The 24,413-nt window shown below is 41.0% G+C and carries 27 protein-coding genes and 2 pseudogenes; 19 read left to right on the forward strand and 10 right to left on the reverse strand.

Features of this window, described 5'->3' with window-relative positions; genetic code table 11:
* Positions 1-398: 398 nt before the first annotated feature.
* Positions 399-1,589: an aminotransferase class V-fold PLP-dependent enzyme gene (locus tag ACYTXL_RS31300; RefSeq protein ID WP_461928023.1), complete on the forward strand. Its 1,191-nt coding sequence runs from the start codon at positions 399-401 to the stop codon at positions 1,587-1,589.
* 275 nt (positions 1,590-1,864) lie between these two features.
* Positions 1,865-2,023: a hypothetical protein gene (locus ACYTXL_RS31305; protein WP_461928024.1), complete on the forward strand. Its 159-nt coding sequence runs from the start codon at positions 1,865-1,867 to the stop codon at positions 2,021-2,023.
* Positions 2,024-2,083: 60 nt separating this feature from the next.
* On the opposite strand, the gene ACYTXL_RS31310 is transcribed toward ACYTXL_RS31305, so the two are convergent.
* A complete protein-coding gene (locus ACYTXL_RS31310) occupies positions 2,084-2,311 on the reverse strand; it encodes a hypothetical protein (RefSeq protein ID WP_461928025.1) in 228 nt (75 codons plus the stop codon).
* A 901-nt stretch (positions 2,312-3,212) separates the two neighbouring features.
* On the opposite strand from ACYTXL_RS31310, the gene ACYTXL_RS31315 reads away from it, so the two are divergent.
* The gene (locus ACYTXL_RS31315; protein ID WP_461928026.1) at positions 3,213-5,144 is read left to right on the forward strand and encodes a S9 family peptidase; all 1,932 of its coding nucleotides are present in this window, start codon (positions 3,213-3,215) and stop codon (positions 5,142-5,144) included.
* A gap of 77 nt (positions 5,145-5,221) precedes the next feature.
* On the opposite strand, the gene ACYTXL_RS31320 is transcribed toward ACYTXL_RS31315, so the two are convergent.
* Entirely contained in the window at positions 5,222-5,392 is a 171-nt protein-coding gene (locus ACYTXL_RS31320) for a hypothetical protein (protein ID WP_461928027.1), read from the reverse strand.
* Positions 5,393-5,494: 102 nt separating this feature from the next.
* Here ACYTXL_RS31320 and ACYTXL_RS31325 point away from each other — a divergent pair, with 102 nt between their 5' ends.
* The 10 genes from ACYTXL_RS31325 to ACYTXL_RS31370 all read left to right on the forward strand — a co-directional run bounded on the left by ACYTXL_RS31325 (position 5,495) and on the right by ACYTXL_RS31370 (position 11,457).
* Positions 5,495-5,632 carry a hypothetical protein gene (locus ACYTXL_RS31325; RefSeq protein ID WP_461928028.1) on the forward strand — a complete coding sequence of 46 codons (138 nt, stop codon included), beginning with the start codon at positions 5,495-5,497 and terminating at the stop codon, positions 5,630-5,632.
* 6 nt (positions 5,633-5,638) lie between these two features.
* Positions 5,639-5,839 carry an AAA family ATPase gene (locus ACYTXL_RS31330; RefSeq protein ID WP_461928048.1) on the forward strand — a complete coding sequence of 67 codons (201 nt, stop codon included), beginning with the start codon at positions 5,639-5,641 and terminating at the stop codon, positions 5,837-5,839.
* Positions 5,840-5,952: 113 nt separating this feature from the next.
* Positions 5,953-7,035 (forward strand): glycosyl transferase, encoded by a 1,083-nt coding sequence (locus ACYTXL_RS31335; protein WP_461928029.1) that lies wholly within the window; start codon positions 5,953-5,955, stop codon positions 7,033-7,035.
* Positions 7,036-7,397: 362 nt separating this feature from the next.
* A complete protein-coding gene (locus ACYTXL_RS31340) occupies positions 7,398-7,559 on the forward strand; it encodes a hypothetical protein (RefSeq protein WP_461928030.1) in 162 nt (53 codons plus the stop codon).
* Entirely contained in the window at positions 7,556-7,792 is a 237-nt protein-coding gene (locus ACYTXL_RS31345) for a hypothetical protein (protein ID WP_461928031.1), read from the forward strand. The genes ACYTXL_RS31340 and ACYTXL_RS31345 overlap by 4 nt, the downstream gene beginning before the upstream one ends.
* A gap of 30 nt (positions 7,793-7,822) precedes the next feature.
* Entirely contained in the window at positions 7,823-8,236 is a 414-nt protein-coding gene (locus tag ACYTXL_RS31350; protein ID WP_461928032.1) for a secondary thiamine-phosphate synthase enzyme YjbQ, read from the forward strand.
* Between the two features lie 278 nt (positions 8,237-8,514).
* Positions 8,515-9,264, forward strand: coding sequence for a hypothetical protein (locus ACYTXL_RS31355; RefSeq protein WP_461928033.1), 750 nt, complete (start codon positions 8,515-8,517; stop codon positions 9,262-9,264).
* Between the two features lie 32 nt (positions 9,265-9,296).
* Positions 9,297-10,085 (forward strand): Nif3-like dinuclear metal center hexameric protein, encoded by a 789-nt coding sequence (locus ACYTXL_RS31360; RefSeq protein WP_461928034.1) that lies wholly within the window; start codon positions 9,297-9,299, stop codon positions 10,083-10,085.
* A gap of 280 nt (positions 10,086-10,365) precedes the next feature.
* Entirely contained in the window at positions 10,366-10,584 is a 219-nt protein-coding gene (locus ACYTXL_RS31365) for a hypothetical protein (RefSeq protein WP_461928035.1), read from the forward strand.
* Between the two features lie 561 nt (positions 10,585-11,145).
* Positions 11,146-11,457, forward strand: a complete 312-nt coding sequence (locus ACYTXL_RS31370; protein ID WP_012408115.1) for a DUF6679 family protein — start codon at positions 11,146-11,148, stop codon at positions 11,455-11,457.
* Between the two features lie 70 nt (positions 11,458-11,527).
* Here ACYTXL_RS31370 and ACYTXL_RS31375 read toward each other — a convergent pair whose 3' ends face one another.
* Positions 11,528-13,195, reverse strand: coding sequence for an MBL fold metallo-hydrolase (locus ACYTXL_RS31375; protein WP_461928036.1), 1,668 nt, complete (start codon positions 13,193-13,195; stop codon positions 11,528-11,530).
* Between the two features lie 968 nt (positions 13,196-14,163).
* Between ACYTXL_RS31375 and ACYTXL_RS31380 the strand changes: the two genes are divergently transcribed.
* From ACYTXL_RS31380 to ACYTXL_RS31395, 4 genes and pseudogenes are all read left to right on the forward strand, one after another.
* A complete protein-coding gene (locus ACYTXL_RS31380) occupies positions 14,164-18,150 on the forward strand; it encodes a magnesium chelatase subunit H (protein ID WP_461928037.1) in 3,987 nt (1,328 codons plus the stop codon).
* 54 nt (positions 18,151-18,204) lie between these two features.
* Positions 18,205-18,780 carry a Uma2 family endonuclease gene (locus ACYTXL_RS31385; RefSeq protein WP_461928038.1) on the forward strand — a complete coding sequence of 192 codons (576 nt, stop codon included), beginning with the start codon at positions 18,205-18,207 and terminating at the stop codon, positions 18,778-18,780.
* 71 nt (positions 18,781-18,851) lie between these two features.
* A pseudogene (locus ACYTXL_RS31390) lies at positions 18,852-19,288 on the forward strand (element excision factor XisI family protein).
* Between the two features lie 128 nt (positions 19,289-19,416).
* Positions 19,417-19,728: a HigA family addiction module antitoxin gene (locus ACYTXL_RS31395; RefSeq protein ID WP_461928039.1), complete on the forward strand. Its 312-nt coding sequence runs from the start codon at positions 19,417-19,419 to the stop codon at positions 19,726-19,728.
* A 173-nt stretch (positions 19,729-19,901) separates the two neighbouring features.
* On the opposite strand, the gene ACYTXL_RS31400 is transcribed toward ACYTXL_RS31395, so the two are convergent.
* From ACYTXL_RS31400 to ACYTXL_RS31410, 3 genes are all read right to left on the reverse strand, one after another.
* Positions 19,902-20,558 (reverse strand): MAE_28990/MAE_18760 family HEPN-like nuclease, encoded by a 657-nt coding sequence (locus ACYTXL_RS31400; RefSeq protein ID WP_461928040.1) that lies wholly within the window; start codon positions 20,556-20,558, stop codon positions 19,902-19,904.
* Complete coding sequence (locus ACYTXL_RS31405; protein WP_461928041.1) at positions 20,558-21,673, reverse strand: DUF262 domain-containing protein; 1,116 nt, start codon at positions 21,671-21,673, stop codon at positions 20,558-20,560. Before ACYTXL_RS31405 ends, ACYTXL_RS31400 begins: the two co-directional genes overlap by 1 nt.
* Before the next feature lie 273 nt (positions 21,674-21,946).
* Positions 21,947-22,144, reverse strand: coding sequence for a hypothetical protein (locus ACYTXL_RS31410; protein WP_461928042.1), 198 nt, complete (start codon positions 22,142-22,144; stop codon positions 21,947-21,949).
* 72 nt (positions 22,145-22,216) lie between these two features.
* On the opposite strand from ACYTXL_RS31410, the gene ACYTXL_RS31415 reads away from it, so the two are divergent.
* Entirely contained in the window at positions 22,217-22,441 is a 225-nt protein-coding gene (locus ACYTXL_RS31415) for an addiction module protein (protein WP_461928043.1), read from the forward strand.
* The gene (locus ACYTXL_RS31420; protein ID WP_461928044.1) at positions 22,438-22,734 is read left to right on the forward strand and encodes a type II toxin-antitoxin system RelE/ParE family toxin; all 297 of its coding nucleotides are present in this window, start codon (positions 22,438-22,440) and stop codon (positions 22,732-22,734) included. Before ACYTXL_RS31415 ends, ACYTXL_RS31420 begins: the two co-directional genes overlap by 4 nt.
* A gap of 192 nt (positions 22,735-22,926) precedes the next feature.
* Here the strand turns inward: ACYTXL_RS31420 and ACYTXL_RS31425 are convergent, their stop codons facing one another.
* From ACYTXL_RS31425 to ACYTXL_RS31440, 4 genes and pseudogenes are all read right to left on the reverse strand, one after another.
* On the reverse strand, positions 22,927-23,355 hold the full coding sequence (locus tag ACYTXL_RS31425; RefSeq protein WP_461928045.1) for an aspartyl protease family protein: 429 nt from the start codon (positions 23,353-23,355) through the stop codon (positions 22,927-22,929).
* Positions 23,348-23,563, reverse strand: a complete 216-nt coding sequence (locus ACYTXL_RS31430) for a hypothetical protein (RefSeq protein WP_461928046.1) — start codon at positions 23,561-23,563, stop codon at positions 23,348-23,350. Before ACYTXL_RS31430 ends, ACYTXL_RS31425 begins: the two co-directional genes overlap by 8 nt.
* 242 nt (positions 23,564-23,805) lie before the next feature.
* Positions 23,806-23,976: a hypothetical protein gene (locus tag ACYTXL_RS31435; protein WP_461928047.1), complete on the reverse strand. Its 171-nt coding sequence runs from the start codon at positions 23,974-23,976 to the stop codon at positions 23,806-23,808.
* Positions 23,977-24,249: 273 nt separating this feature from the next.
* Positions 24,250-24,413, reverse strand: a pseudogene (locus ACYTXL_RS31440) (TenA family protein); the annotation flags it as partial.

A 24,413-nucleotide genomic window follows, 5' to 3' on the forward strand; every position in this document is an offset into this window, starting at 1 on the left:
CTTAAACCTCATCTAAGTTGAGAACCGTAGTTTTTGCCTTCACCCTAAATCCCTCTCCCATATCTGGGAGAGGGATTTAGGGTGAGGGCTCCCCTTCTCCCAAATCTGGGAGAAGGGGTTGGGGGATGAGGGCAAATCCTTTTCATCACCGAAGAACTACAGGTTTCAAGATAGACGCGGTTTAAATATGGTTTAGCGCATCTTCATACAGAATTGGTATTACGCAAAACTACACACGGTAGGGGCAATACCCTGCGGTCAGCTAAAGCTACATGAATTGCCCCTACCTAAAAATCATTCTTTTCGGCTATTGTTTGCGTAAGTCCTATTAATAATGGAGTGAGAGAGGGGGAGATGAGAAACTATGATTAATCCAAAATCCAAAATCTAAAATCGGTATGACTAGTACTTCTGTCGCACAAACCAGGTTGCATAGCCATCGAGAGCAATTTCCCGCTTTAGCGAATAAGACTTATTTCAATTATGGGGGACAAGGACCGATGCCCCAAAGGGCAATGGATGCGATCGCCCAAACTCAAGCTCATGTTCAGCATATAGGTCCCTTTGGCAATGAGGCGTATCGCTGGATAGCGCCCCAGACTAAAGCTGCAAGAGAAGCGATCGCTTTGGAGTTAAATGCACCAGTTGAAACAATTACTCTCACGCAAAATGTCACTGTTGGCTGTAATATCGCTATATGGGGCATTGAGTGGCAAGCTGGCGACCATCTCCTGCTCTCAGACTGCGAACATCCAGGCGTAATTGCCACAGCCCAGGAAATCGCACGAAGATTTGCTGTAGAAGTTACTACCTGTCCTCTCAAGGCGACTTTAAATGAGGGCGATCCCGTAAAAGTTATTGCCCAGCACTTGCGCCCTAATACGCGCCTAGTGATATTGAGTCATGTTTTCTGGAATACTGGTCAAGTTTTACCTCTTGATAAAATTGCCGAAATATGCAGAAATAATCATTCTTTACTATTGATAGATGCTGCCCAATCTGCTGGTTTATTGCCTTTAAACTTGACTGAATTGGGAGTAGATTTTTATGCTTTCACTGGTCACAAATGGTTATGTGGTCCTGCGGGTGCTGGTGGTTTGTATGTTCGACCAGAAGCACGAGAAAGCCTAAAACCTACGTTTATTGGCTTGAATGGCATTGTTGTAGATAGTCAATCTCAGCCTGTGGGTTGGCTTCCAGATGGGCGACGATACGAAGTGTCTACATTAGCTTATCCTTTGTATGTTGGGTTAAAGGAGGCGATCGCAATTCATCAGCAATGGGGAACCTCACAGGAACGTTACGAGCAAATTTGTCAAAATAGTGAGTACCTCTGGCGACAATTGACGGCGTTACCCGATATTAAATGTTTGCGAACTTCTCCACCCGAAAGCGGTATAGTTTCTTTTCAACTAATAAATAATCAGCCGCAAGCTCATTTGCAGTTGGTGCAATTTTTAGAGTCACAAAGAATATTAACTCGGACAATTGCCGATCCTAGCTGTATACGTGCCACCCTCCATTACTTTACTTTAGAATCGGAAATTGATTTATTAGTTGAGACGATTCAAGGTTTTTGCAAAATGTAGGAGAAGTTATGCTATCTCAAGCTCAGAGGTTGTTTGAAAAGTATTGGGCGAATACAATTCGCTACTACATAAACGAACGCTAACAGCGTATCGCAGAAAAGTCCACCTCCGTGGACTGGGAGAAAATCAAGCTTTTTAAACCCACGGAGGCAGTCACTGAGCTTGCGTTGCCCTGAGCTTTGTCGAAGGGTCGAAGTGTGAGTTTTGTCTGTGTAGCTGCGAATTCAATTCGCCAAGGCTAGTAAATTAGACTTTACTTAACTTTGCTGAACTAAATGAAAACCCTTTATTTACTTTGTGGCTTGGCGTTTTCCGGTAAAAGTACTTTAGCTAAAGCAATAGTCAATTATCTAAACTGTGCATCTTTAGAACCCATTTGGTATCTTTTAGGCGACCAAGTAGAATCAACAGAAATAGGTGGATTCAAGCAGTGAGGGTTGAAAATGGGGTATTCAAGCAACGTGACAGACAAAGAGTGGGAAATTATTGAGCCATTATTGCCGACTAAGAAAAGAACTAGACCCCCTTTGTGGACAAAGGGGCAAATTCTTGACGGTGTATTTTATCCTCAAATCATGAGCTTTCATCCAATTTGAACTTTCAGCCAAGCCATCGAAAGCCGAAAAGGAAGCTAATGGAAAATCTGGATTTGTGCCTGTTGCCGCTAGATGGATAATTGAAAGGTCAAACGCTTGGGTGGAGCGATGTAAAAGTTTAGTCAAAAATTTTGACCGGACACTCATTCGTGCCAATGCCAAGCTCAAGCTTTGTTTTATCAGATTGATGCTCAGAAGACTAGCTGCGCTAGCTAGAAAAATGATATCAAATGGGTTCTATATAGGTTTCAGCGATGTTTGAGTAAAATTGACACCAGGGGACAAAACTTAGGTATCTATAGCTACAAAAACCGGAGTATTTATTAACTTTATTTACAGGTTTTACAGCTAGGGCAATGATCATCTTTTGGGGTGAATTGACTGAAACTCTTTGACATCAAGCTTTGTAGCCCAATCCAGAGACTCCAACCAAACAGTATTTGTAATTATGTGTGCTAGGCGAAAAGCAATTATGGGGTGAAAAGTACCAGTGCTTTCATGCAGAAATTCTAGTTCGATGTCAAAAATGCTATAGCGTAGATATAGCAATAGTTTCCACCTATCTTGCCCCTCATGACAGCTTCGCTAGATGGGGTTTTTTGTACAAACCCTCGAAAAGGAGGATTAGGATTTTTATGACTGAGAAGCGGCAGATTTTCTAAGATAACTTCTCATTATTCTTTAGACTTTGAGATAATTGCATTTTGAGACATAAAAAGAGACATAATTTTGGTATGTCTCAAAAAGTATAGTTTCTGAGACACGTTGGGGGAAAAAGCTTTGCTGACAAGGATTTGAAGGTAATAATGCCAAACCTAGTTTTTGCTATTCCCCCTTTTCGAGGGGACATACAAAAAACCCCTAGATCCACCCCAGTTTTTAAGGGGTTCAAGCATTGTAAATCAAGAGTTATACCCAGAGCGCTCACAAAAGTTTTCAGTCTACTGAATTTTTATTTAAGTCAAATAATGGGGAATGAGAAGTTCGATAATGATATTAATTATTGAAATTAGGGAGTTTATAGCGTGTGATTCAACCAGAGGTAGCATCTTACGGTTCTTGGAGATCACCCATCACAACAGACTTAATTACTGCACGTACAATTGGATTGGGGCAAATTGCTATTGATGGCGAAGACATTTATTGGAGTGAGTTACGACCGTCCGAGCAAGGCAGAACTGTGGTAGTAAGACGGAGTGCCAATAATCAAATTCAGGATGTCACTCCTGCGCCTTTCAATGTGCGTACCCGTGTTCATGAATATGGCGGTAACTCTTTTTTCGTTGTTGATAGCACTGTTTACTTTAGCAACTTTGCCGACCAACGCCTCTATCGTCAGGAGATTAATACTGAACCGCAAGCCATCACACCCCTAGTTGCTGTGCGCTATGCAGACGGAATTTTTGACCGTCAACGCCACCGAATTATTTGTGTATCTGAGGATCACACCATTCCTGACCGTGAGCCAATCAACACACTGGTGAGTCTGGGATTAGAAGGAGATAGCAAACCGTTAGTATCTGGAAACGACTTTTACGCCTCACCCCGTCTTAGCCCTGATGGCTCTCGCTTGGCTTGGCTGGTTTGGAACCATCCAAATATGCCTTGGGATGGTACTCAACTATGGGTGGGGGAACTTCTAGCAGATGGCTGTTTAGGTAATACTCAACAAATCGCTGGTGGTTTCAATGAATCCATATTTCAGCCGGAGTGGTCTAGTGATGGCAAATTGTACTTTATCAGTGACCGTACTGGTTGGTGGAATCTTTACCGTTGGCAAGATGGAGAAATACAAGCTTTGACACAAATGAAGGCAGAGTTTGGTCGTCCCCAGTGGCTTTTAGGTATGTCAACTTATGCTTTCGAGTCAGCTAACCGCATTATCTGCACATATACCCAACAAGGTACTTGGCACTTAGCGAGTCTTGACACAACAACAACTCAATTGAAACCTCTGCCGACACCATATACGGAAATTAGTGGTATTCAGGCAACCTTAGAAGGAGTTGTTTTCCGAGCAAGTTCTCCGACTGAGTTATCCGCTATTGTGCAACTTGATTTGGCTACCGACAAACTGGAAGTGTTACGCCGTTCTAATGATGTAACAATTGATCCTGGTTATCTTTCCCTCCCTCAGCCAATTGAGTACCCGACAGCTAACGGTCAAACCGCCTATGCTATATTTTACCCACCTCAAAACCTTGATTACACTGCTCCTGAAACTGAGAAACCTCCTCTGATTGTCAAAAGCCACGGTGGGCCAACCGCAGCTGCTTCTAGTAACCTGAGCTTTAGTATTCAGTACTGGACTAGCCGGGGTATAGCGGTTCTAGATGTAAATTATGGTGGTAGCACAGGTTATGGACGAGAGTATCGTCAAAGATTAGATGGTCAGTGGGGAATTGTTGATGTAGATGATTGCGTCTTTGGTGCGCGTTACCTAGTAGAACAAGGGATAGTTGACGGCGAGCGTTTGGCAATTTCCGGTGGCAGTGCTGGTGGTTATACAACGCTTTGTGCCTTGACTTTCCGTAATACCTTCAAAGCCGGTGCCAGCTACTACGGAGTCAGTGACCTAGAAGCTTTAGCACGGGATACACACAAATTTGAATCGCGATACTTGGAACGTTTAATTGGTGCTTACCCACAACAGCGTCAGATTTATCAACAACGCTCGCCAATCAATTTTACTGACCGTCTTGACTGCCCTGTAATTTTTTTCCAGGGACTAGAAGATCAAGTCGTTCCACCAAACCAAACACAAGCAATGGTTACAGCCTTGCAGGCTAAAGGTCTGCCAGTGGCTTATGTTCCCTTTGAAGGTGAACAACATGGCTTCCGCAAAGCCGAAAACATCAAAAAATCACTAGAAGCGGAACTCTACTTTTATTCACGTATTTTCAGCTTTGAACTGACTGAATTAATCGAATCGGTAATTATTGAAAATACTCCATTCTAATATCTTAAGTTGTAATGGTGCAGGTAAACAAACTCACTATAGATCATGGCTATCATCCTGATAAACTTACCCAAGCGTTAGAGCAGATTTATCCTCAAATCATGAGCTTTCATCCAATTTGAACTTTCAGCCAAGCCATCGAAAGCCGAAAAGGAAGCTAGTGGAAAATCTGGATTTGTGCCTGTTGCCGCTAGATGGATAATTGAAAGGTCAAACGCTTGGGTGGAGCGATGTAAAAGTTTAGTCAAAAATTTTGACCGGACACTCGCTCGTGCCAATGCCAAGCTCAAGCTTTGTTTTATCAGATTGATGCTCAGAAGACTAGCTGCTAGCTAGAAAAAAGATATCAAATGGGTTCTATAAGTTTGGATGATATTAATAAAGAGCGAGGGCTTGATTTTGGTGGAGATGGTATTTCTGTTGAAGAGTGGGAAAATACTCACCAAATCGCAATTGGTATTTTGGCCAATTTAATGCAACTACAATAAGATATCATTCTTGATGACACAAACTGTTTTCGTTGGTTGCGTGACAGATTTAGAGAGGTCGCCAAACGACATAATTATGAAACCAAAGTAATTTACCTCGATGTTCCGCTAGAGGAAATTTACATAAGAATGGAAATCAATGAACAAACTAAAAAACGTCAAGGAATCAAAAAAGAGATTTTTGCAGAACTAATACAAAATTTTTAGCCTCCTGAAATAGATGAAAATATTTTGCTATTCAAGAATGAATACACCATTAAAGACTGGCTAGAAACTCAATTACATTCTAAATTTAATCATTTATAATTCTTAACATTAAAATGGAACGCCCAATTTTATACATAGCTATAACTAACCACGGCTTTGGTCATGCTGCCCGCACAGCTTCTGTCGCTGCGACAATTCAAAAATTATGTCCAGAAGTTTTGCTAATTCTTGTTACCACTGCCCCACGCTGGTTATTAGAGTGCTATATAGAAGGCGATTTTATCTATCGTCCCCGTGCGTTTGATTTGGGTGTGGTGCAAACGGATAGTTTGACAATGGATAAAGTAGCGACTTTAGAAAAGTTGCTGGATATTAAGAAGCATCAAAATTCGCTGATTGCTTCAGAAGTGAATTTTATCCGCCAAAATCGCGTTAATCTCATCTTGGCAGATATTCCCTTCCTTGCTCCTGGGTTTGCCAAAGCTGCAAATATTCCCTGCTGGATGATGAGTAATTTTGGCTGGGACTTGATATATCGAGATTGGGGAGGTGAATTTACCCCAATTGCCGATTGGATTAGTGATTGGTACTCAAAGTGTGATCGCCTGTTTCGTCTCCCTTTCCACGAACCAATGCCAGCTTTTAACAATATCACAGATGTCGGCTTAACAGGCGGTTCTCCCCGTCACTCTGCTGATGATTTACGCTCTCTTTGGGGAATAACTGCACCACTGGAAAAAACTATTTTGTTGACCTTTGGCGGCTTGGGTTTGCAGCAAATCCCCTATGAAAACCTGCGGCGATTTCCAGATTGGCAATTTATCGTCTTTGATCAATCTGTCCCTGATTTACCTAATTTAGTGAAAATTAGCGAGCGCAAATATCGCCCTGTAGATTTTATGCCTATTTGTGGACGAGTCGTTTCTAAACCTGGTTACAGTACTTTTTCTGAAGCCACACTACTAGGAGTACCTATTGTTAGCATCCCGCGTGAGGACTTTGCCGAAGCAACTTTTATAATAGAAGGTATAACTAATTATAATCAGCATCAAATCATCACCCCATCTGAGTTTTTTCAAGAAACTTGGGATTTTCTCCATGATTTACCTCAACCACCAAAGCAATCTCAACCAATTGCTAAGGATGGTAATGAAGCGATCGCTCATGCCGTTATTAAGTATTTACACTCAAAATAAAGTTATTCAAAACAAGGTCAATTAATAATCGAAAATCCAACAATAGACAAAGAAACGTTGGAATTAGCCGCCCAATATGTGCGTCGAGTTATAGAAAGACAAAAAGAAGAACGGCAAATTTTAATCACTCAGATGAACATTCTATTTCTCACAAACACCGCATTATTAAGTTTTCTAACAATATCTAGACTGATTACGATATTTAGTATTTTCAGTGTAATAGAAATATTGTTACCACTTTTCAACTTTATGCTACTAATACGGGCTTTATTACCACGCAAATTTTTTGTTAGCCCAACCTAGAAACTGACGAGTTTCAGAATAAATATTTGAAGTTCTCACCTCAAGAGTACCAGTCACAGATGTTAGTTAACTTGAGACAGACTTATAATGAAAACCAGAAGCAAGTAGAGGATATTTCTCAATCCTTGACATATGCTACTTTTGTGACTCCCGTAATTGCCTTTGTTGCCTTGTTACATCAAGTAACAGTTTATTTCATTCCTGAACTACAAAAACTATGAATACCAACCAAGACGATACAACATCCTCGAAAAATAGGTTACAACTGCCAGAGCCAGATTGGGCTAACATTACAGCTTTATCTCACAATCTGCCTAACACACCGATCATCCCCGATGTCTTAAAAAATTCTGTAAATGCGGTGTTGAGCCTCTTTAGGACAAGACATACTCAGTCTAGCGATCAACCAACGGCAGAACAACAACCAAATCAACTAGATTCAACTGTTAATTAGCTTTACTTTCATCAATAATTAGTGTTTTAAATGAGTCACTACCAAAAGTTACTAAAAATTTCCACTACTGGCAAATCTTTTTATAATATCACTGCAAAAATTGAAGCCATAGTTGCAGAATCAGGAGTTGAAACTGGTCTTTGTACTCTATTTTTGCGCCACACTTCAGCCAGTTTAGTCATCCAAGAAAATGCCGATCCTGATGTTCTTGTGGATTTAGCTAATTTTATGGCAAAACTCGTCCCAGAATCAGGCAAATACATCCACGATGCAGAAGGTGCCGATGATATGCCGGCACACATTCGTACCGCACTTACCCATACTTCTGAACATATCCCCATTAATCGTGGTCATTTGGTGCTAGGAACTTGGCAGGGAATTTATATTTGGGAACACCGCCAGCGCAGTCATTTAAGAGAATTGGTTGTGCATATTTCTGGATAGAAATTTCTCACGTTTCATTTATTTAAAGTGTAGCTTTGTAGAGTTTAAATACTCTAGTTATACTGCGTAGGTAGGTGTAATATTGTAAGAATTAAATAAATTTTGCAGTGGTAACTTTCTAATTAAAATTATTGCTGCAAAATTAATCAGGCACATACTAAATAATTTGTGTAAATTTGTAAATTCAAAAGTTAAGTTTATTTGTGATTATTTAATTATCTGTTTATTCCCATATACACTAATATTTAGTGTAAGCTGACTGGGCTATTTCAATTACTATGAAGCAAGAACTGACACAAACTCATACTTTCCGATTTATTGATGAAATCTTTACCCAGCAGTCTGTTAACCTATTATCACTTAATCCCCACAAAACATTAATTACCAGTTTTACAGAATTGGGAAATTTGATTACTGAACAAAACACTGATATTAAACTCCTCGCAACTCTTCAGGAAACTCTCGAATGCATAGTATATACTCAGTTGCAAAATTTTCCAGAAAACATCTTCTGGGATTTTGATTTTCTAGTAAGTAGTATACTTAGGCAGGCTTTACTAGCAGATGAGGGCGCTATTTCTTTTTTAACAGTTTTTGGCGAAAAGATGGTTTCTCTGACAGAGATGTTCGGAAATAAAACGGAAATGCGCTTTCGTTACGTTCACGATTTTATCTATGGATTTGAGTGGGCAAGATGGGTACAAAAAGAGCCACAAAAACGCGCACATATAGAGCCTTTTAGTCTGGTTTTTTTGGATTATTTGCTCGTCAAAGGTAAAGAACTTTTACAACGTATTAGTCATGGTCAGGTCACATCTTATAAACTATGTGATACTGGCTACCGCAATCCCTTCACTTTTTCTCGTGAACCAAAAGATGAATATCGTCTGTTAAGTTATCTTGCTGAAGAAGAACTTATCCCGGTGGCAGTGTGGAACTGGAATGCTAGCCCTGTATGGAACAAACCTTTTCAGGAAATGCGCCAGCAATTAGCATTAAAATTAGATATTCAACCACAGAGACACTGATTAGCAATTAAAAATTGCTGAAGAAAATAATTATGAAAATTGCTGATCTAATTACTTGGTTTGAAGCATGGGCAAATCCCACTTGGTGTGAAAGCTGGGATAATTGTGGCTGGCAGATTGAACCAGGAGTGTTACAGGAAAAAGTACGGGTTTTGGTATGTTTGACACCGACTTTGGCAGTAATGCAGGAAGCGATCGCTCTGAATGCTAATCTGATATTTGCCCATCATCCCTTAATTTTTACTCCTCCCAAATCTTTACGCACTGATGAAGCGATCGCCGAAATGGTAAGGTTAGCCTTTACTCACAATATTGGTATTTACACTGCTCACACGAATTTTGACCAAGTGCAGGATGGTACTGCTGACGTTTTGGCTCAGATTTTAGAACTCAAAGAAGTTACTCCTATAGTACCTACACAAGCCGGATTAGGATATGGACGTGTTGGTTTGCTAGAGCCATTTCTGACATTACAGGAATTACTCACAGCGATTCAAATCCGACTTGCTTCCCCTAATTTGATTTTTTCCCCAACTGCTGATTTACAGCAAACAATTTCACGAGTTGCCGTTTTGGGCGGTTCGGGGGCTAGTTACATTTCAGGCGTAGCGAAAACTGGCGCTCAAGCTTATCTGACTTCTGATTGTAAATTTCATCAGTTTCAAGAAAGCCGCGATTGCAATCTTATTTTAATCGATGCTGGACATTATGCTACCGAACGTCCGGCTTGCGATCGCTTGGTGCAAAAATTCCAGTCTTTAAACTTAGACTGGGTGCAATTAAGTCAAAAGGATGAAGATTTCCGCCAGTTTTTTGCCTGATTGCTGATGTTTGACGAGATTTTTTGGATACTTGCCTAAAAGTTTCTCTATATTTTTAATATTGTTAAATTATCTGCCTTCTCAACATTGGGGCGAAAAATTTTTGTAACCATCTATCTTTGTATACCAAGAGATAGATGCACTTAAAGCTAATATTGTGATGCAAATCACTAGTTGTGTGTACTTATAATCACACAAGACTTATGTTCCATATCAATTAGTCGCAGAGAAAAATGTTCCACACTTGAGATCACAAATTGTTTACTCTGGCCTAATCAAGATGATTCGCACACTCGTTGACTCTGCCTTCAAAACTGGATATCTTAGTGTTGAATCTGAGGGTTTACTCCAGCAAGTACTAGCCACTAAATGCTGGAAGGAACAGGATTTATCAGCCCTGGCAACCCTATATAATGCAGTTCGCGCAGGTCAAATTAAACGAGAAGCGTCCTCGTCGAATGTGCTTATGGAATTTCCCCTACCGTATAAATCTTGCTGATCCTCCCATCTTCTTTGCCTCTTTCCCCGATCCGTTGGCTTTTTCTTAGTCATGAGCAGCCAAAAACCTTAAAAACTCAAAACTCTTTGGGTGTTGTTGTTGAAAAGCATCAAGGTCAGCAAGAGAATGAGTTAAGATCAGGTACAAGTGGGTAAAAGTAAAGCCAAGTCCCCGGACTTCCCCGTAATGCCAATGAGTAAAAGTAGGCAAGTTAAACAACCGCAATCAACGATTATTTTGGAGTATTCTTTATTACATAATGGTAAGAATGACTCATCAACAAATATAAACCTGGTTAGGACAGGTACCGAATTGTTTGACTTTTATAAAGCAGACATTCCCTAGAACGAGCCGGAGGGAGATTGAGTTCATAGCTAGAGCAACCATTGATTGATGACCCAACATTTCCCGATATTTTGACAACTAGCAAATCTTGGGATTCGGTCATGAAGCGTACTTGTTCTGAACGGTGAAATTAACCTCTTAAAGGTGTAATGTAATGGGGTAGAACCCAGATTTTGACAGGTTTAACTACGTTGTTTAAAAAGGCAGAAACAATACATGCTACACCGCAAGATTTATCAACTGTGTTGCGATGGGCGCGAGGTATGTGTTTTCTTGCGGGACCAGCAACGCTGGATTGAACGCGCCCGCATCATCGACATAGAGGGAGATTTAGTGACCCTACGCTATGAAACAGAAGAAGAGGACGAAGTTTGTTCTTGGGAAGAAATGGTTCGCCTTGAGAGCATTGGTGCTGTAACGCAAAAACTGGCTTCAGTACCACGCGGTAATGTGGAACCTTTGATGACTGAAGATTGTCCCGAAGCTGAACGCATCCACAACCGTTACACTGACTCGAATCCAGAATAATTAGTCATTGGTCATTAGTCATTAGTCATTAGTCATTAGTCATTAATGACAAAGGGCAGCGGACTGATGACTATTGACTATCATTTAGACCTTCAAAAGCAGGACAGTAACCTTCTAGAGTTACCTTAAAGTTATATAACGGGGAAGCTGGATTCCAACACCGTTGCCCCCTTTGATGTCGGCAGGTACCGCAACAGTCTACATCTGTCCATGTATAGCGATCGCTATTTTCGGTGAGCAGTTCTCGTTGAGACAATCCCCTTAATACTAGTTCTTCCCCTTGCCAACGAGCTTCAATTAAACCAGTATCGGCAAATTGCCGCCAACGCGAATCGCCACTAATCACATTGGGTAGGGTGATGGTGATTACTGTTCCCAACTCTGTCAGTTCGCCTTCGTAGTTAGTTTCTGGTGCTGCTGGTTGTAAAAATGTATCGCCGATCGGCAGTTCTACTAAGGTGTCAGCCGCCGGTGAATGTACATGGTAGCGGTTTTGCAACTCCTCTAAGCTAGTTAGGTCTGCCAAGTAGGCAGGAGAACCGTGGACAAAAATGACGTGCTGGGGTCGCAAATTATGAATTAGCTGCGTAGTACCAGGACCATCACTATGTTGAGCTAAAAGATAGGTTTCGACATTGGTAGGCGCTAAATATTCTTTGTTAACTTTTATATCAATTTTTTCTGGTAGGAGGATCAGCCAAGGGCCTGTGTCTAGTTGGCAGTGCTTACCCAAATCATCTGTAGAGTCGGTAAGGACTATACAAGGTGACTTGCCAACAGTGGGACGATGTTCTGGTTGCAAACGACGCACGCGGGGACGCACCCGTTCATCCCAAAACAAGGGTTGATGGCGGGCGAAATTCTGCACGGATGGCGGGAGGTGGGGTAGCAGTTCTAGGTAGGCATCACACCCAGTAGCGACAGCACCATCTACCCAAATATCTAAATCTCGTCCAGTGAAGTGATGATGTGAGCGTAAGAGCATTAATAGTTCTTGACCCAATCCTAAAGCCGGGGTGGGAAGGATTACAGAACAATGGTCAGCGATCGCTCGATTAATTCGCTCTGCTAGTTGATTTTCTTGGGTGCGGCGATGGGGATGACGGGATGTACCATAACTGCCTTCAATGATCAGCACATCCAAGTCTAATCCTCGCAATTCCTCTAAACGCAAACCTTCTACCAACCGGGAATTTGACAGGAAAAAGTCGCCTGTATACAGTAGCTTGTAAGTACGCTGCTGGGTGGTGTAGGTGAGTAAAATTGCTACTGCCCCCGGTAGATGCCCGGCGGGAAATAATTCTGCCACCAGACCTTCTTGGAATTCCACAGGCGATCGCAACGGCAAGGCATGACAAAATTGAGAAATTTCCTCAGCATCTTGGTCTAGCCAATTCAATGGCAGCAACTTGCTAGTCACCTCACTACCATAAATAGGTAACTTGGGAAAAGTTTTATGCAGTCCCAGTAAGCCTCTGGCGTGATCTGGGTGAGCGTGACTAATCAAAACTAAATCTGCTGGTAGGGGCGAACTAGTTCCACTTCCCGACTTAGTAAGCCCCTTAGCCAGCGATGAAATATCCTCCAAACCACAGTCCAACAGGATGCGGTGTGGCCCCATCTTCACCAATAAACACACGCCCTCATTGTCATGCTGGACACTATAGGGCAAACATTCTAATTCACTACTCGCTTCCGCATCATCTACGCGAGAAGATGCCGACAGATTATTCCTCATGCTTCCTCCCCTCAAACCTGATCATCATGGACATATCCCAAAAGCCAAAAGTTACATAAATTTTGGTTTTGTGACTTAGGGGTAAGTTTTATTGTGCGCCCCTACACCCTGAGAATACAGATTTTTGATTGGGGAGGACGCCTCTACCGAACCCGCACTGGTTCGGAAAGGTGGGCTAACAAGAAAGCTATCAAATTAGGAGCTAAAGGATGCCTCTTGTTTATTTTCCCTTTGCAATTTCTGAGCTATCTTAACCAACTCACCATAAGGAAAGTCGTAGCGTCTACAGATTTATCTCAATGTGCAGAGCCATTGCCGTGATAGTTATCTGAATCATAGAATCCATTTTTCGTGCCAAAAAATAAGCACGAAAGCGTAAATATAACTGTTAATCCCGCTAGAATCAGCTTTACATCCATTTGTTTGCTGCGCCTTAACTCAAAGACTTTCCTATATTAATTTAGTGGTTGGGCAATCAAACGCAATCACTAGAAAATCTTTACTATGCTTATGTGGATTGGGCAATAAGTAAATTTACCGCAATCAGTCAGATTGTAAAACTTTTCGGTTCACCTGTCTATCGATCTAGATGTAAACCAATATGAATGAGTGCGATGTCTACGACGGGCTATGCCTACGCATTTCGCCAAACATATCCAATTTTACAACCCACACCAGTGGGTTTTGTTTTCTAAAGAGGATAATATCTTTAAATAACTATCTAGCTATTAAAAAATATTACATAAAATTTATAAAAAAGTGAGTAAATACTTTAATACACAGTAAATAATTACAAAGAAATATTTAGTTTTTTATATCGATTTGTGTCAGATAGAGGATAAAATGCCCATTGGGTAAGCGTTTTCTGATAAAAAACACATATTGCCTAAAGTTCAGAAGTTAACTGTGGCTGATGATGCCGCTAGAAACTTCCAGTAGAGAACACGCATCAAAGGAGCCGAAGAAGCATGTTCACCCACGTCAAGTCCACCATTAGACACATTGCGCCAGATAACTTACGCGGACGTAATTTAATCAAGGTGGTCTATGTCGTGCTAGAGTCCCAGTACCAAAGTGCTTTGTCGCAAGCGGTTCGCACGATTAACGCGAACAATCCCGACTTGGCGATTGAAATCAGTGGGTACTTGATTGAGGAACTCCGCGACCCAGAGAACTACCAGGAGTTCAAACGAGAAATTGAGAGTGCGAATATCTTCATCGCTTCCCTCATTTTCATCGAAGACTTAGCACAGAAAGTAGTAGCAGCAGTAGAACCACACCGTGATCGCCTGGATGTTTCTGTTGTCTTTCCCTCGATGCCAGAAGTCATGCGCCTAAGTAAAATGGGCAGCTTTTCTCTGGCACAGTTGGGTCAGTCAAAAAGTGCGATCGCGCAATTCATGCGGAAACGCAAAGAAAAATCCGGTGCGGGATTCCAAGATGGGATGCTGAAGCTTTTGCGAACGCTGCCGCAAGTGCTGAAGTTTCTACCAATGGAAAAAGCACAGGATGCCCGAAATTTCATGCTCAGTTTTCAGTATTGGCTAGGTGGTTCTCCAGAAAACCTGGAAAACTTCTTGCTGATGCTAGCTGATAAATACGTATTTAAAGGTTTAGAGAAACAAAATTTTGCACCTTCTACATATCAACAGCCGATGGTTTATCCCGATTTAGGGATTTGGCATCCTTTGGCTCCCAGTATGTTTGAGGATGTCAGAGAATACCTGAATTGGTATACATCTCGCAAGGATATCTCTAATGATCTCAAAGATCCCTTAGCTCCTTGTGTTGGGTTGGTATTGCAACGCACTCACCTAGTTACAGGGGATGATGCTCATTATGTAGCAATGGTGCAGGAGTTGGAAGCACTAGGCGCACGGGTATTACCAGTTTTTGCTGGTGGTTTGGATTTCTCTAAGCCTGTGGATGCCTATTTCTACGAACCAACGACCAACATACAGTTAGTAGATGCAGTCATATCACTGACTGGTTTTGCTTTAGTGGGTGGACCAGCCAGACAAGATCATCCCAAAGCAATCGAGTCACTCAAACGCTTAAACCGTCCTTACATGGTGGCGTTACCTTTAGTATTCCAAACCACAGAAGAGTGGATGGATAGCGATTTAGGGTTACATCCAATTCAAGTAGCTTTGCAAATTGCGATTCCCGAATTGGATGGGGCAATTGAGCCGATAATTTTATCAGGTAGGGATGGAACTACAGGGAAAGCGATCGCACTCCGCGATCGGGTTGAAACTGTGGCCGAACGCGCCTTAAAATGGGCTAACCTCCGCCGCAAGCCGAAGCTGGATAAAAAAGTCGCCATCACCGTTTTCAGTTTCCCGCCAGATAAAGGCAACGTCGGAACCGCCGCCTACTTGGATGTATTCGGTTCCATCTACGAGGTGATGAAAGCCCTCAAAAATAACGGCTACGACTTACCAGAATTGCCAGAATCAGCCGAAGCGCTGCTGCAAGAAGTCATCCATGACGCTCAAGCGCAGTACAATAGCCCGGAACTGAACGTTGCTTACAAAATGTCGGTTCCTGAGTATGAGGCGCTGACACCCTACTCTCAACGTTTAGAAGAAAACTGGGGTCCACCTCCGGGACATCTCAACAGCGATGGGCAAAATCTGCTGATTTATGGTAAGCAATTTGGTAACGTCTTCATCGGTGTACAACCGACATTTGGTTACGAAGGCGATCCAATGCGGCTGTTGTTCTCCCGTTCAGCTAGTCCTCACCACGGTTTTGCTGCTTACTACACTTACCTAGAGCAAGTTTGGCAAGCTGATGCTGTACTGCACTTTGGTACACACGGTTCCTTGGAATTCATGCCAGGTAAACAGATGGGGATGTCTGGTGATTGTTATCCAGATAACTTGATTGGCTCAATTCCCAACCTGTATTACTACGCAGCCAATAACCCTAGTGAAGCAACAATTGCCAAACGTCGGAGTTATGCCGAAACAATTTCCTACTTGACACCGCCGGCAGAAAATGCTGGTTTGTATAAAGGTTTGAAGGAACTCAGCGAATTAATTGCTTCCTACCAAACCTTAAAAGATAGTGGACGCGGTGTTTCCATTGTCAACAGCATCATGGATAAATGCCGGATCGTGAATCTGGATAAGGATATTAACCTGCCAGAAACCGATGCCAGAGACATGAGTGCCGACGATCGCGATAATATTGTTGGCAAGGTCTACCGCAAGTTGATGGAAATTGAGTCGCGGTTGTTGCCTTGTGGGTTGCACGTCATTGGGAAACCTCCAAGTGCAGAAGAAGCGATCGCAACTCTCGTCAACATTGCTAGTCTAGATCGTCAAGAAGAAGGACTTCAAGGCTTACCGGGAATTATCGCTAACAGCATTGGGCGTAACATTGATGATATTTACCAAAATAGCGATCGGGGCATTTTAGAAGATGTCCAGTTATTGCAAGATATCACTTTGGCAACCCGTGCAGCAGTTAGCGCCCTTGTCCAAGAGCAAATCGACGCCGAAGGGCGAGTTTCTCTGGTTTCCCGGTTGAATTTCTTCAACATGGGCAAAAAGGAACCTTGGGTAGAAGCATTGCATAAAGCAGGTTATCCCAAAGTTGACACAGCCGCCCTCAAACCCCTACTTGAGTATTTGGAATTCTGTCTGCAACAAGTTTGTGCCGACAACGAACTGGGAGCATTACTCAGAGGCTTGGAAGGTGAATACATTCTACCCGGCCCTGGTGGCGATCCCATCCGCAACCCGGATGTATTGCCCACGGGTAAGAATATCCATGCTTTAGATCCGCAATCCATCCCCACAACAGCAGCAGTACAATCAGCCAAAATCGTTGTAGACAGGCTCTTGATCCGTAATAAGGCGGAAAACGAAGGTAAATGGCCAGAAACCATCGCCTGTGTCCTCTGGGGAACCGATAACATCAAAACTTACGGCGAATCCCTAGCGCAAATTATGTGGATGGTGGGCGTGCGTCCAGTTCCCGATGCCTTGGGACGGGTGAACAAGTTGGAATTGATATCTCTAGAAGAGTTGGGACGCCCCAGAATTGATGTAGTAATCAACTGTTCTGGTGTATTCCGCGACTTGTTCATCAACCAAATGAACCTGCTAGACCAAGGGGTGAAGATGGCAGCTGAGGCGGATGAACCCTTAGAAATGAACTTTGTTCGCAAACACGCTTTGCAGCAAGCTGAGGAAATGGGGATTAATCTGCGTCAAGCAGCGACGCGCGTTTTCTCCAACGCTTCGGGTTCCTACTCGTCAAATATCAACCTGGCGGTAGAAAACAGCACTTGGGACAGCGAAGCCGAGTTGCAGGAAATGTATCTCAACCGGAAATCCTTCTCCTTCAATTCCGATAACCCCGGAATCATGGACGAATCTCGGCAGATTTTTGAAAGTACATTGAAAACTGCTGATGCAACTTTCCAAAATCTCGATTCTTCCGAGATTAGCTTAACGGACGTTTCCCACTACTTCGATTCAGATCCTACTAAGCTGGTGGCAAGTCTGCGGGGTGATGGTAAAAAACCAGCATCTTATATTGCAGATACCACCACAGCTAATGCACAAGTGCGGACATTATCAGAAACCGTGCGTTTGGATGCGCGTACCAAATTGTTAAATCCCAAGTGGTACGAGGGGATGCTGTCTCACGGTTACGAAGGTGTGCGCGAACTCTCCAAGCGATTGGTAAATACAACGGGTTGGAGTGCGACAGCCGGCGTTGTGGATAACTGGATTTATGAGGATACTAACGAAACCTTCATCAAAGATGAAGAAATGCAGAAACGGTTGTTAAACCTTAATCCCCATTCTTTCCGCAAGATTGTATCAACTTTGTTGGAAGTGAATGGACGCGGTTATTGGGAGACTAGCGAGGATAATTTAGATCGTCTGCGCGAGTTGTACCAAGAGGTTGAAGACCGGATTGAAGGGATAGACTAGGATTACATGGGCAGGCATAATGCCTGCCTTAACTTTTCAATCCGAGATATGACTATGAATGCTTTAAGCGTCAACCTTCAATCAGTATTGGAACTGACAGATGAGCAGTTTTTTAATCTATGTCAGGCAAACCGTGACTTGAGGTTTGAACGCACTGCAACCGGAGAATTAATTATCATGCCACCAACCGGGGGAGAAACCGGAAATCGTAATGGTAGACTAAATCAACAATTATTTAATTGGTCAGATACTGATGCTACTGGCATCGCTTTTGATTCTTCTACTTATTTTAAATTACCTAATGGTGCAGATCGTTCACCTGATGCTTCCTGGATAAAATTAGAACGATGGGATGCTTTAACTGAAGAAGAAAAACAAAAGTTTCTCCCCATTTGTCCTGATTTTGTAATTGAGTTACTTTCGCTAAGTGATAGTTTGAAAGCAACTCAAGAAAAGATGAGAGAATACCGAGATAATGGTGCTATTTTGGGTTGGTTAATCAACCGCAAATCTCGACAAGTGGAGATTTATCGGCAAGGAAAAGAGGTTGAGGTGTTGGATTCTCCTGCTGCGCTGTCAGGGGAGGATGTTTTGCGAGGGTTTATTTTGAATTTAGAAGCGATTTGGTAAGCTTTAGTAACTTCAGTAAGTTGGGGAGCAAAATTTAATATATATGCTGTAGAACAAGAGGTGATTTTCCAATGGATAAACTAACTCGATATCGCCAGCTTGTACAACAGATATTACATGATTATAGTGAGCAAAAACCAGCTAACGGAAACATAGAAGTTGAAACAATTTTTGATACAGAACGTGACCATTATCAAATAGTTCATGTAGGGTGGGAAGGTCAAGACTGGGTACATAGTTGTATTATTCATATTGATATTAAAGGTGGGAAAATTTGGCTTCAGTGGAATGGTACAGAAGATGATACAGCGCTTCCGGCTGTTATGCAATATAGTTTTCTCCTTGCCCCTCTCCTAGCATACCTTTCAGATTTGAGGATGTACCTCATAGCTGCTGGAAGTGCTGTATTGCAGCTAATTTCGTAGCTGCGGGAGTTCCCAAGGAAGATATTGTGTTAGGTTTTCAGTCTCCTTTTATGAGACAGTTTACAGAATATGCAGTGAGTTAGGAGATGTTTTGAGAATCTCCAAGTACTACTTAATGAATGTTAAGCCCAACTCCTGTGTTAATATGATATTAATGGGCTAGACAATGCTAAATAAGGTTAATCAAATTATTAAGTAAGAAGTATTAATTATGGATAATTGGCAAGATATTACTGATGATAGATTAGTAAGACCAATGCATCCTGGCGAAGTAATTGCAGATATTTTAGATGATTTAGATATTAATACTGCAAAATTTGCAGAAATTTTAGGAGTATCTAATCAAACAATTCAGGAAGTTATTAATGGTCAAAGATCAATTACAGTAGATATAGCAATACGTCTTGGTAAAGCTTTAGGAAATGGGACAATACTTTGGCTTAATCTTCACCAAAAAGTTGATCTTTGGGATGCTTTGCAAAGCCATAAAGAAGAATATGAGCAAGTCATGACATTGGTTTAGAAGAAATTGTGAATAATTATTTTTTGAATAATTTAAATTTACAGCAATTTTCAGGTAAATAAACCAAATTTTAAATCTCGCGCAAAGTAAGAAAGAGATTGAATAATGGTATATCTAAATACATAAAAAATGCACTTTATTTTATATTACCTCCTTTTATTCTATTTAGAATCTCAATATTGCTGATTAACTAAATATTCATCAATATTTTCTAAAATTTCTCTTAGATATTTTATAACTCTTTCACTTATTTCAACAAGATTCTCGGCAGATGTATTTTGACCAACTTCTTTAAAAGACATAATACCATGAGCTAAATCATTTCTATTTTTTTTTATTGACACTAAATCAATTCCATCTCTAGTATCTTTGTCAGTAATAGCTGAAAATCCATATACTTTAGCTATTATCTTGATTTCTCTAGCATCTACATTACCAGAGAACAGACCATCACGATTAAAGCCATATTTAATCATATCTAAGGAAATAATTGTTATTTCTTGTAAGATTTTCTCAACATCACGTTTATTTAAATTTTGCAAAATTATTTTTTTAATTTCTAGTCTTAGTTGATCAAAGGAAACACCTTTATTACTAATTTCATCAAAAATACTTTGAATAGCATTTCTCATAGTAGATTCTATAAGATTGTAAAGTAATAAAAATCCAGTAGATTTTAAACTTTTATCTAATTCAGAATCAATTTTAGAAATTCCACCATCCTTACTTAATAAAATTTGGCCTTGCTCCAAATCTCTCAGAAAATGAAGATAATCACTAACGTCTTTAGCACGTTCGTTGAAATCCTCTAAATCTAATACTTTTTTCACTAAACTCTACCTAAAATCTGATCGCGGACATATTCAATACGACGAATAACTTTATTTCTAGAACTACTAGCATCACTGCTAGTGTATCCTATAAATTCTTTTGAATCCAGAAAATCTACTGATGCGGGCTTGAGGTCTTCTTGCTGTCTTAAAGCTAAAGTTATACCAACAGCAAGAGATTCAAATTTAATTCGAGTTGTTGTTCTATCCTTTTTCTTCCCTTGTCTAAAACCTGTTGGAAAATACATTTTAATAAAATCAATCATTGCATAAAATTCATTTTTCATGTTTTCTAGAGTATTTGGTTCAGCTTTATTAACTTCCTGTACATAACTATCAAGAAACTCATTAATATTTTTATTAAAACTTTGATAGTTATTTAAAAAAGCAAAAAATCGTAAAACAAATTCTTGGGGTTCTACTCTCCTAATCGAGGGTTCTGTAAAATCACAAAGACTAAGAAATTTTTGGTACTTCGCTAATTCATCTATCAAATCAAGAAAATGGCCTCTTCTAATACCTCTAATTTTTTCCATTGGATTTAATTCAACACTACCCGTATTGATTCTTTCAAATAAATCTCTACGAGTTTCTTCATCAGCATCTTCTGTGAGTTGAATCATTCTTATGGTTGTTCGTTGAAAACGTCTTTGACGTGCAATAGGTAGACTAGAAAATATAAATCCTTTCAGTTTATCTAACTTTTCTAAATCCTGTAACAATAACTTGTCATTAATAAAATTAGCTAAAGTGCGAATCCTTTGTGTTCCATCTATGATTTCTAAACGAGCTAAATCTTTTGTTTCTAAAGGATTTTCGTCTGTTGCTTCGCCTGAATTATCTGCAACATAAATATAAGGAATAGGTAAACCTAACAGAATAGATTCAATAAATTTAGATTGTCTTTTTTCATCCCAAATCATTGCTCTTTGGTAATCTGGAATAAATAATTCATTAGAATCATCATCAAGACCAACTAGGTATTTTTGAACTATAACTTCAATAGGGTACTCAATTGTGTTATAGTCAACTACTTTTTTCTTGTCGCGGATTTGTATTTCTGCTTCTTCCTGCATTTGTTCTGTAATATTTTTGCTTAATAAATTGTTACTCATATTAGATTGATATATCTAAGTTATTGCATCTATGATATCGTATTTTTGATTATTCAGTTTTTGTTGTGCTGAATATAAATTTCAAAAAAACCCTTATAAATAAAAGACTTTAGCATTTTCCATTGCAAAATATTGCATTAGCTGTGGGTTATGAGGTGCGTTAGCTTACCTGTTTTATTGGAAGTGTAGGGAATACGATTTTGGGAATTTGTAGGGTGCGATCGCACTCACTCTTGCATAACAAGCGATGTTTAGCGACAAGCCGCTACGCGTCTACGGTTTATTTTTAAGGTTTTCTGCAAAACGATCGCATACTCTTCCACAAAAGGCGATCGCTTTATTTTTGAGGATTTCTGCAAGGCGACGCCGAATAGCCCGTCGTAGACATCGCTTGCTCTTGGACAACAGGCGATCGCTCACAGACTTGTTGTCAAGCTTTGAGACGCTCAGATTGTCAATTGCAGCGTTCAATTTGATGGAGAAAATCTTCTCCGTTATATTTGAGGTATATTAGTCGCTTACTTTTCCTCCCAATTAATCAGCATGGACATTACAGCTACTTTGAACGAAATTGCAACTCTGAGTGTTGAAGATAGAATCCGTATTGTGCAGGCAATTTGGGATAGCATCGCTGCGGAGCAAGTTTACCCTGATTTAACCGATGCACAAAAGCAAGAGCTTGATCGTCGAATAACTGATTACGATTTCAATCCAGGCAATGTGCTGACTTGGGAGGAAATCAAAACGTCAATTAAAGGACAGCAATGAATTATGTCCTGGTATTTCGCCCAGAAGTTCAAGAAGAACTCAGTGACGCGCACAGTTGGTACGAGAACCAAAAACCTGGACTGGGTGACGAGTTTTTAGAATGTGTAGACGAGACGGTGAATCTAATTTGCCAGATGCCAGAATCCTATGCAGTTACCTATCGTGATGTTCGACGAGCAATAGTAAGACGATTTCCCTATGCTGTGTACTATCGAATTGTTTCGAGTCGAGTAATTGTCACAGCAATTTTTCATGGTCGCAGAGATCCAAAATCTTGGCAGATGCGAACCTAACAATGCAATTTAGTGGACAGACGAAAGCCACTACGTGTCTACTTTTTGTTTTAAAGTTTTCTGCAAAGCGATCGCACTCACTCTTCCAAAACAGGCGATCGCTTAGTTTTTGAGGTTTTCTGCAAGGCGACGCCGAATAGCCCGTCGTAGACATCGCTCTTTACAATGACCCCCACCAAAGGCTTCCGTCCGCTACTCTAAGGCTACCGATTTAGGGCTGCTCTCAAACTGTAAATGAGAACGGTAGAAACAAACATCAAACTCCATAAAGAAGTTAACTTGCCCCAAAATTAGCGGTACGTTTGTAGCCTGTGTCCATGCAAATACAAGTTGTACAGGTTCAAATTGCCCAACTACTGCCTGAAGAACCACGACACGCGCCTCGTATTGAGCTAAATTACCTGTCAAACTCAATGCAGTTGTCTGCTGCTCCCATACGTAACCAAGCTCAACTCCTACCGAATAAGGAAGCACATTCACGCTTGCTCCAGTATCCAACAGACCGGATGCGATCGCAGAACTTTGCTGGTAGATCAAAGTAAGTGGTAGATAGGGGCGGAAACTGGCTTCGCCCAATGCAACATCAATCGGGATAAAGGAATACCGTTGTGCGTTACGCATGGTCTTGAGTTTTAGCAGCTTGTAGCACTTTTAACATAGTATCTGCTGCTTCAACTCCATCATAAGGCGACCACACAGGATAGGACTGATCAGGCTTAATCAGGTCGGTTTCCTGTTGGGCTAACTCTGAGATTAAAACCTGCATAATGTAAAACTTATTTGCTCGACTAAGTTCTCGCAAAGTGGAGATTAATTCTGCTGAAACCATGCAAAGCACTCTAGTAAATCAAGTCTGCTTCTTGATCATAGTTTATTCGTTGGGTTTCACTGCGTTTACCCCAAGCTACAACTAGAATAATCACGTCTGCAACTTACAGATGAGACAATTCAAGCAGCTAATAATGCGTAGGCGTAGCCCATCGTAGACATCGCACTCACTCTTCCACAACAGTGATCGCTTTATTTTTGAGGTTTTCTGCAAGGCGATCCCATTTGCTATTTCGGCGATCGCTACGTCTTATTTTTGAGGTTTTCTGCAAGGCGACGCCGAATAGCCCGTACTTCTCTACGAGACGCTGCGCGAACGGCAAGCTCAGTAAGCATCGTAGACATCGCTCTTTGGGAGTGTAATTTTGAGGGGATGGGATATTGAAGTTCTTGGTTAGTTAGTATAATAGACATGAAAGCTATATTTAACTCATTGGGCTTTCTTAGTATTCCCCGAATTATCCACTAGACTGCAACATCTACTGAAATTTTATTTGTTGCTTGCTGTAACATATTGGTGCGTTAGCGTAGCTTACCGTAAGTATATTGAATTTCTCTCGCCGACTTACAGCACTTTGCAGGTAAATTAAGTACACATCTTATCTTAATATGATAAATCTTGTGGGGTGGGCATCCTGCCCGCCCTTGTGTACCTCATTCAGATGAAATGTGCTGTAATTAGGCAGACTACTCCAAAATCCAGGCAGCCTGAAAAAAGTCGCGCTCACAAAACATAGCATAACGGTAGGTTGAATTTACAACAGCATTAGTAGTGGCATAATTGTCAACTAAACTTTCTAATTGTTTTGTTAATGGTTGAAAATCTGCGCTGCTGTAAGTACGAATCCAGT

Source organism: Nostoc sp. (assembly GCF_054880495.1).

Excerpts from the sequence above, each read along its gene's own strand:
- ACYTXL_RS31365 (WP_461928035.1), top strand. The coding sequence starts at position 10,366 with ATGATTCGCACACTCGTTGACTCTGCCTTCAAAACTGGATATCTTAGT.
- ACYTXL_RS31305 (WP_461928024.1), top strand. The coding sequence starts at position 1,865 with ATGAAAACCCTTTATTTACTTTGTGGCTTGGCGTTTTCCGGTAAAAGT.
- ACYTXL_RS31415 (WP_461928043.1), top strand. The coding sequence starts at position 22,217 with ATGGACATTACAGCTACTTTGAACGAAATTGCAACTCTGAGTGTTGAA.
- ACYTXL_RS31340 (WP_461928030.1), top strand. The coding sequence starts at position 7,398 with ATGTTAGTTAACTTGAGACAGACTTATAATGAAAACCAGAAGCAAGTA.
- ACYTXL_RS31375 (WP_461928036.1), bottom strand. The coding sequence starts at position 13,195 with ATGAGGAATAATCTGTCGGCATCTTCTCGCGTAGATGATGCGGAAGCG.
- ACYTXL_RS31335 (WP_461928029.1), top strand. The coding sequence starts at position 5,953 with ATGGAACGCCCAATTTTATACATAGCTATAACTAACCACGGCTTTGGT.
- ACYTXL_RS31370 (WP_012408115.1), top strand. The coding sequence starts at position 11,146 with ATGCTACACCGCAAGATTTATCAACTGTGTTGCGATGGGCGCGAGGTA.
- ACYTXL_RS31360 (WP_461928034.1), top strand. The coding sequence starts at position 9,297 with ATGAAAATTGCTGATCTAATTACTTGGTTTGAAGCATGGGCAAATCCC.
- ACYTXL_RS31300 (WP_461928023.1), top strand. The coding sequence starts at position 399 with ATGACTAGTACTTCTGTCGCACAAACCAGGTTGCATAGCCATCGAGAG.
- ACYTXL_RS31345 (WP_461928031.1), top strand. The coding sequence starts at position 7,556 with ATGAATACCAACCAAGACGATACAACATCCTCGAAAAATAGGTTACAA.
- ACYTXL_RS31385 (WP_461928038.1), top strand. The coding sequence starts at position 18,205 with ATGAATGCTTTAAGCGTCAACCTTCAATCAGTATTGGAACTGACAGAT.
- ACYTXL_RS31425 (WP_461928045.1), bottom strand. The coding sequence starts at position 23,355 with ATGCGTAACGCACAACGGTATTCCTTTATCCCGATTGATGTTGCATTG.
- ACYTXL_RS31380 (WP_461928037.1), top strand. The coding sequence starts at position 14,164 with ATGTTCACCCACGTCAAGTCCACCATTAGACACATTGCGCCAGATAAC.
- ACYTXL_RS31435 (WP_461928047.1), bottom strand. The coding sequence starts at position 23,976 with ATGTCTATTATACTAACTAACCAAGAACTTCAATATCCCATCCCCTCA.
- ACYTXL_RS31395 (WP_461928039.1), top strand. The coding sequence starts at position 19,417 with ATGGATAATTGGCAAGATATTACTGATGATAGATTAGTAAGACCAATG.
- ACYTXL_RS31420 (WP_461928044.1), top strand. The coding sequence starts at position 22,438 with ATGAATTATGTCCTGGTATTTCGCCCAGAAGTTCAAGAAGAACTCAGT.
- ACYTXL_RS31355 (WP_461928033.1), top strand. The coding sequence starts at position 8,515 with ATGAAGCAAGAACTGACACAAACTCATACTTTCCGATTTATTGATGAA.
- ACYTXL_RS31350 (WP_461928032.1), top strand. The coding sequence starts at position 7,823 with ATGAGTCACTACCAAAAGTTACTAAAAATTTCCACTACTGGCAAATCT.
- ACYTXL_RS31430 (WP_461928046.1), bottom strand. The coding sequence starts at position 23,563 with ATGGTTTCAGCAGAATTAATCTCCACTTTGCGAGAACTTAGTCGAGCA.
- ACYTXL_RS31325 (WP_461928028.1), top strand. The coding sequence starts at position 5,495 with ATGGGTTCTATAAGTTTGGATGATATTAATAAAGAGCGAGGGCTTGAT.
- ACYTXL_RS31405 (WP_461928041.1), bottom strand. The coding sequence starts at position 21,673 with ATGAGTAACAATTTATTAAGCAAAAATATTACAGAACAAATGCAGGAA.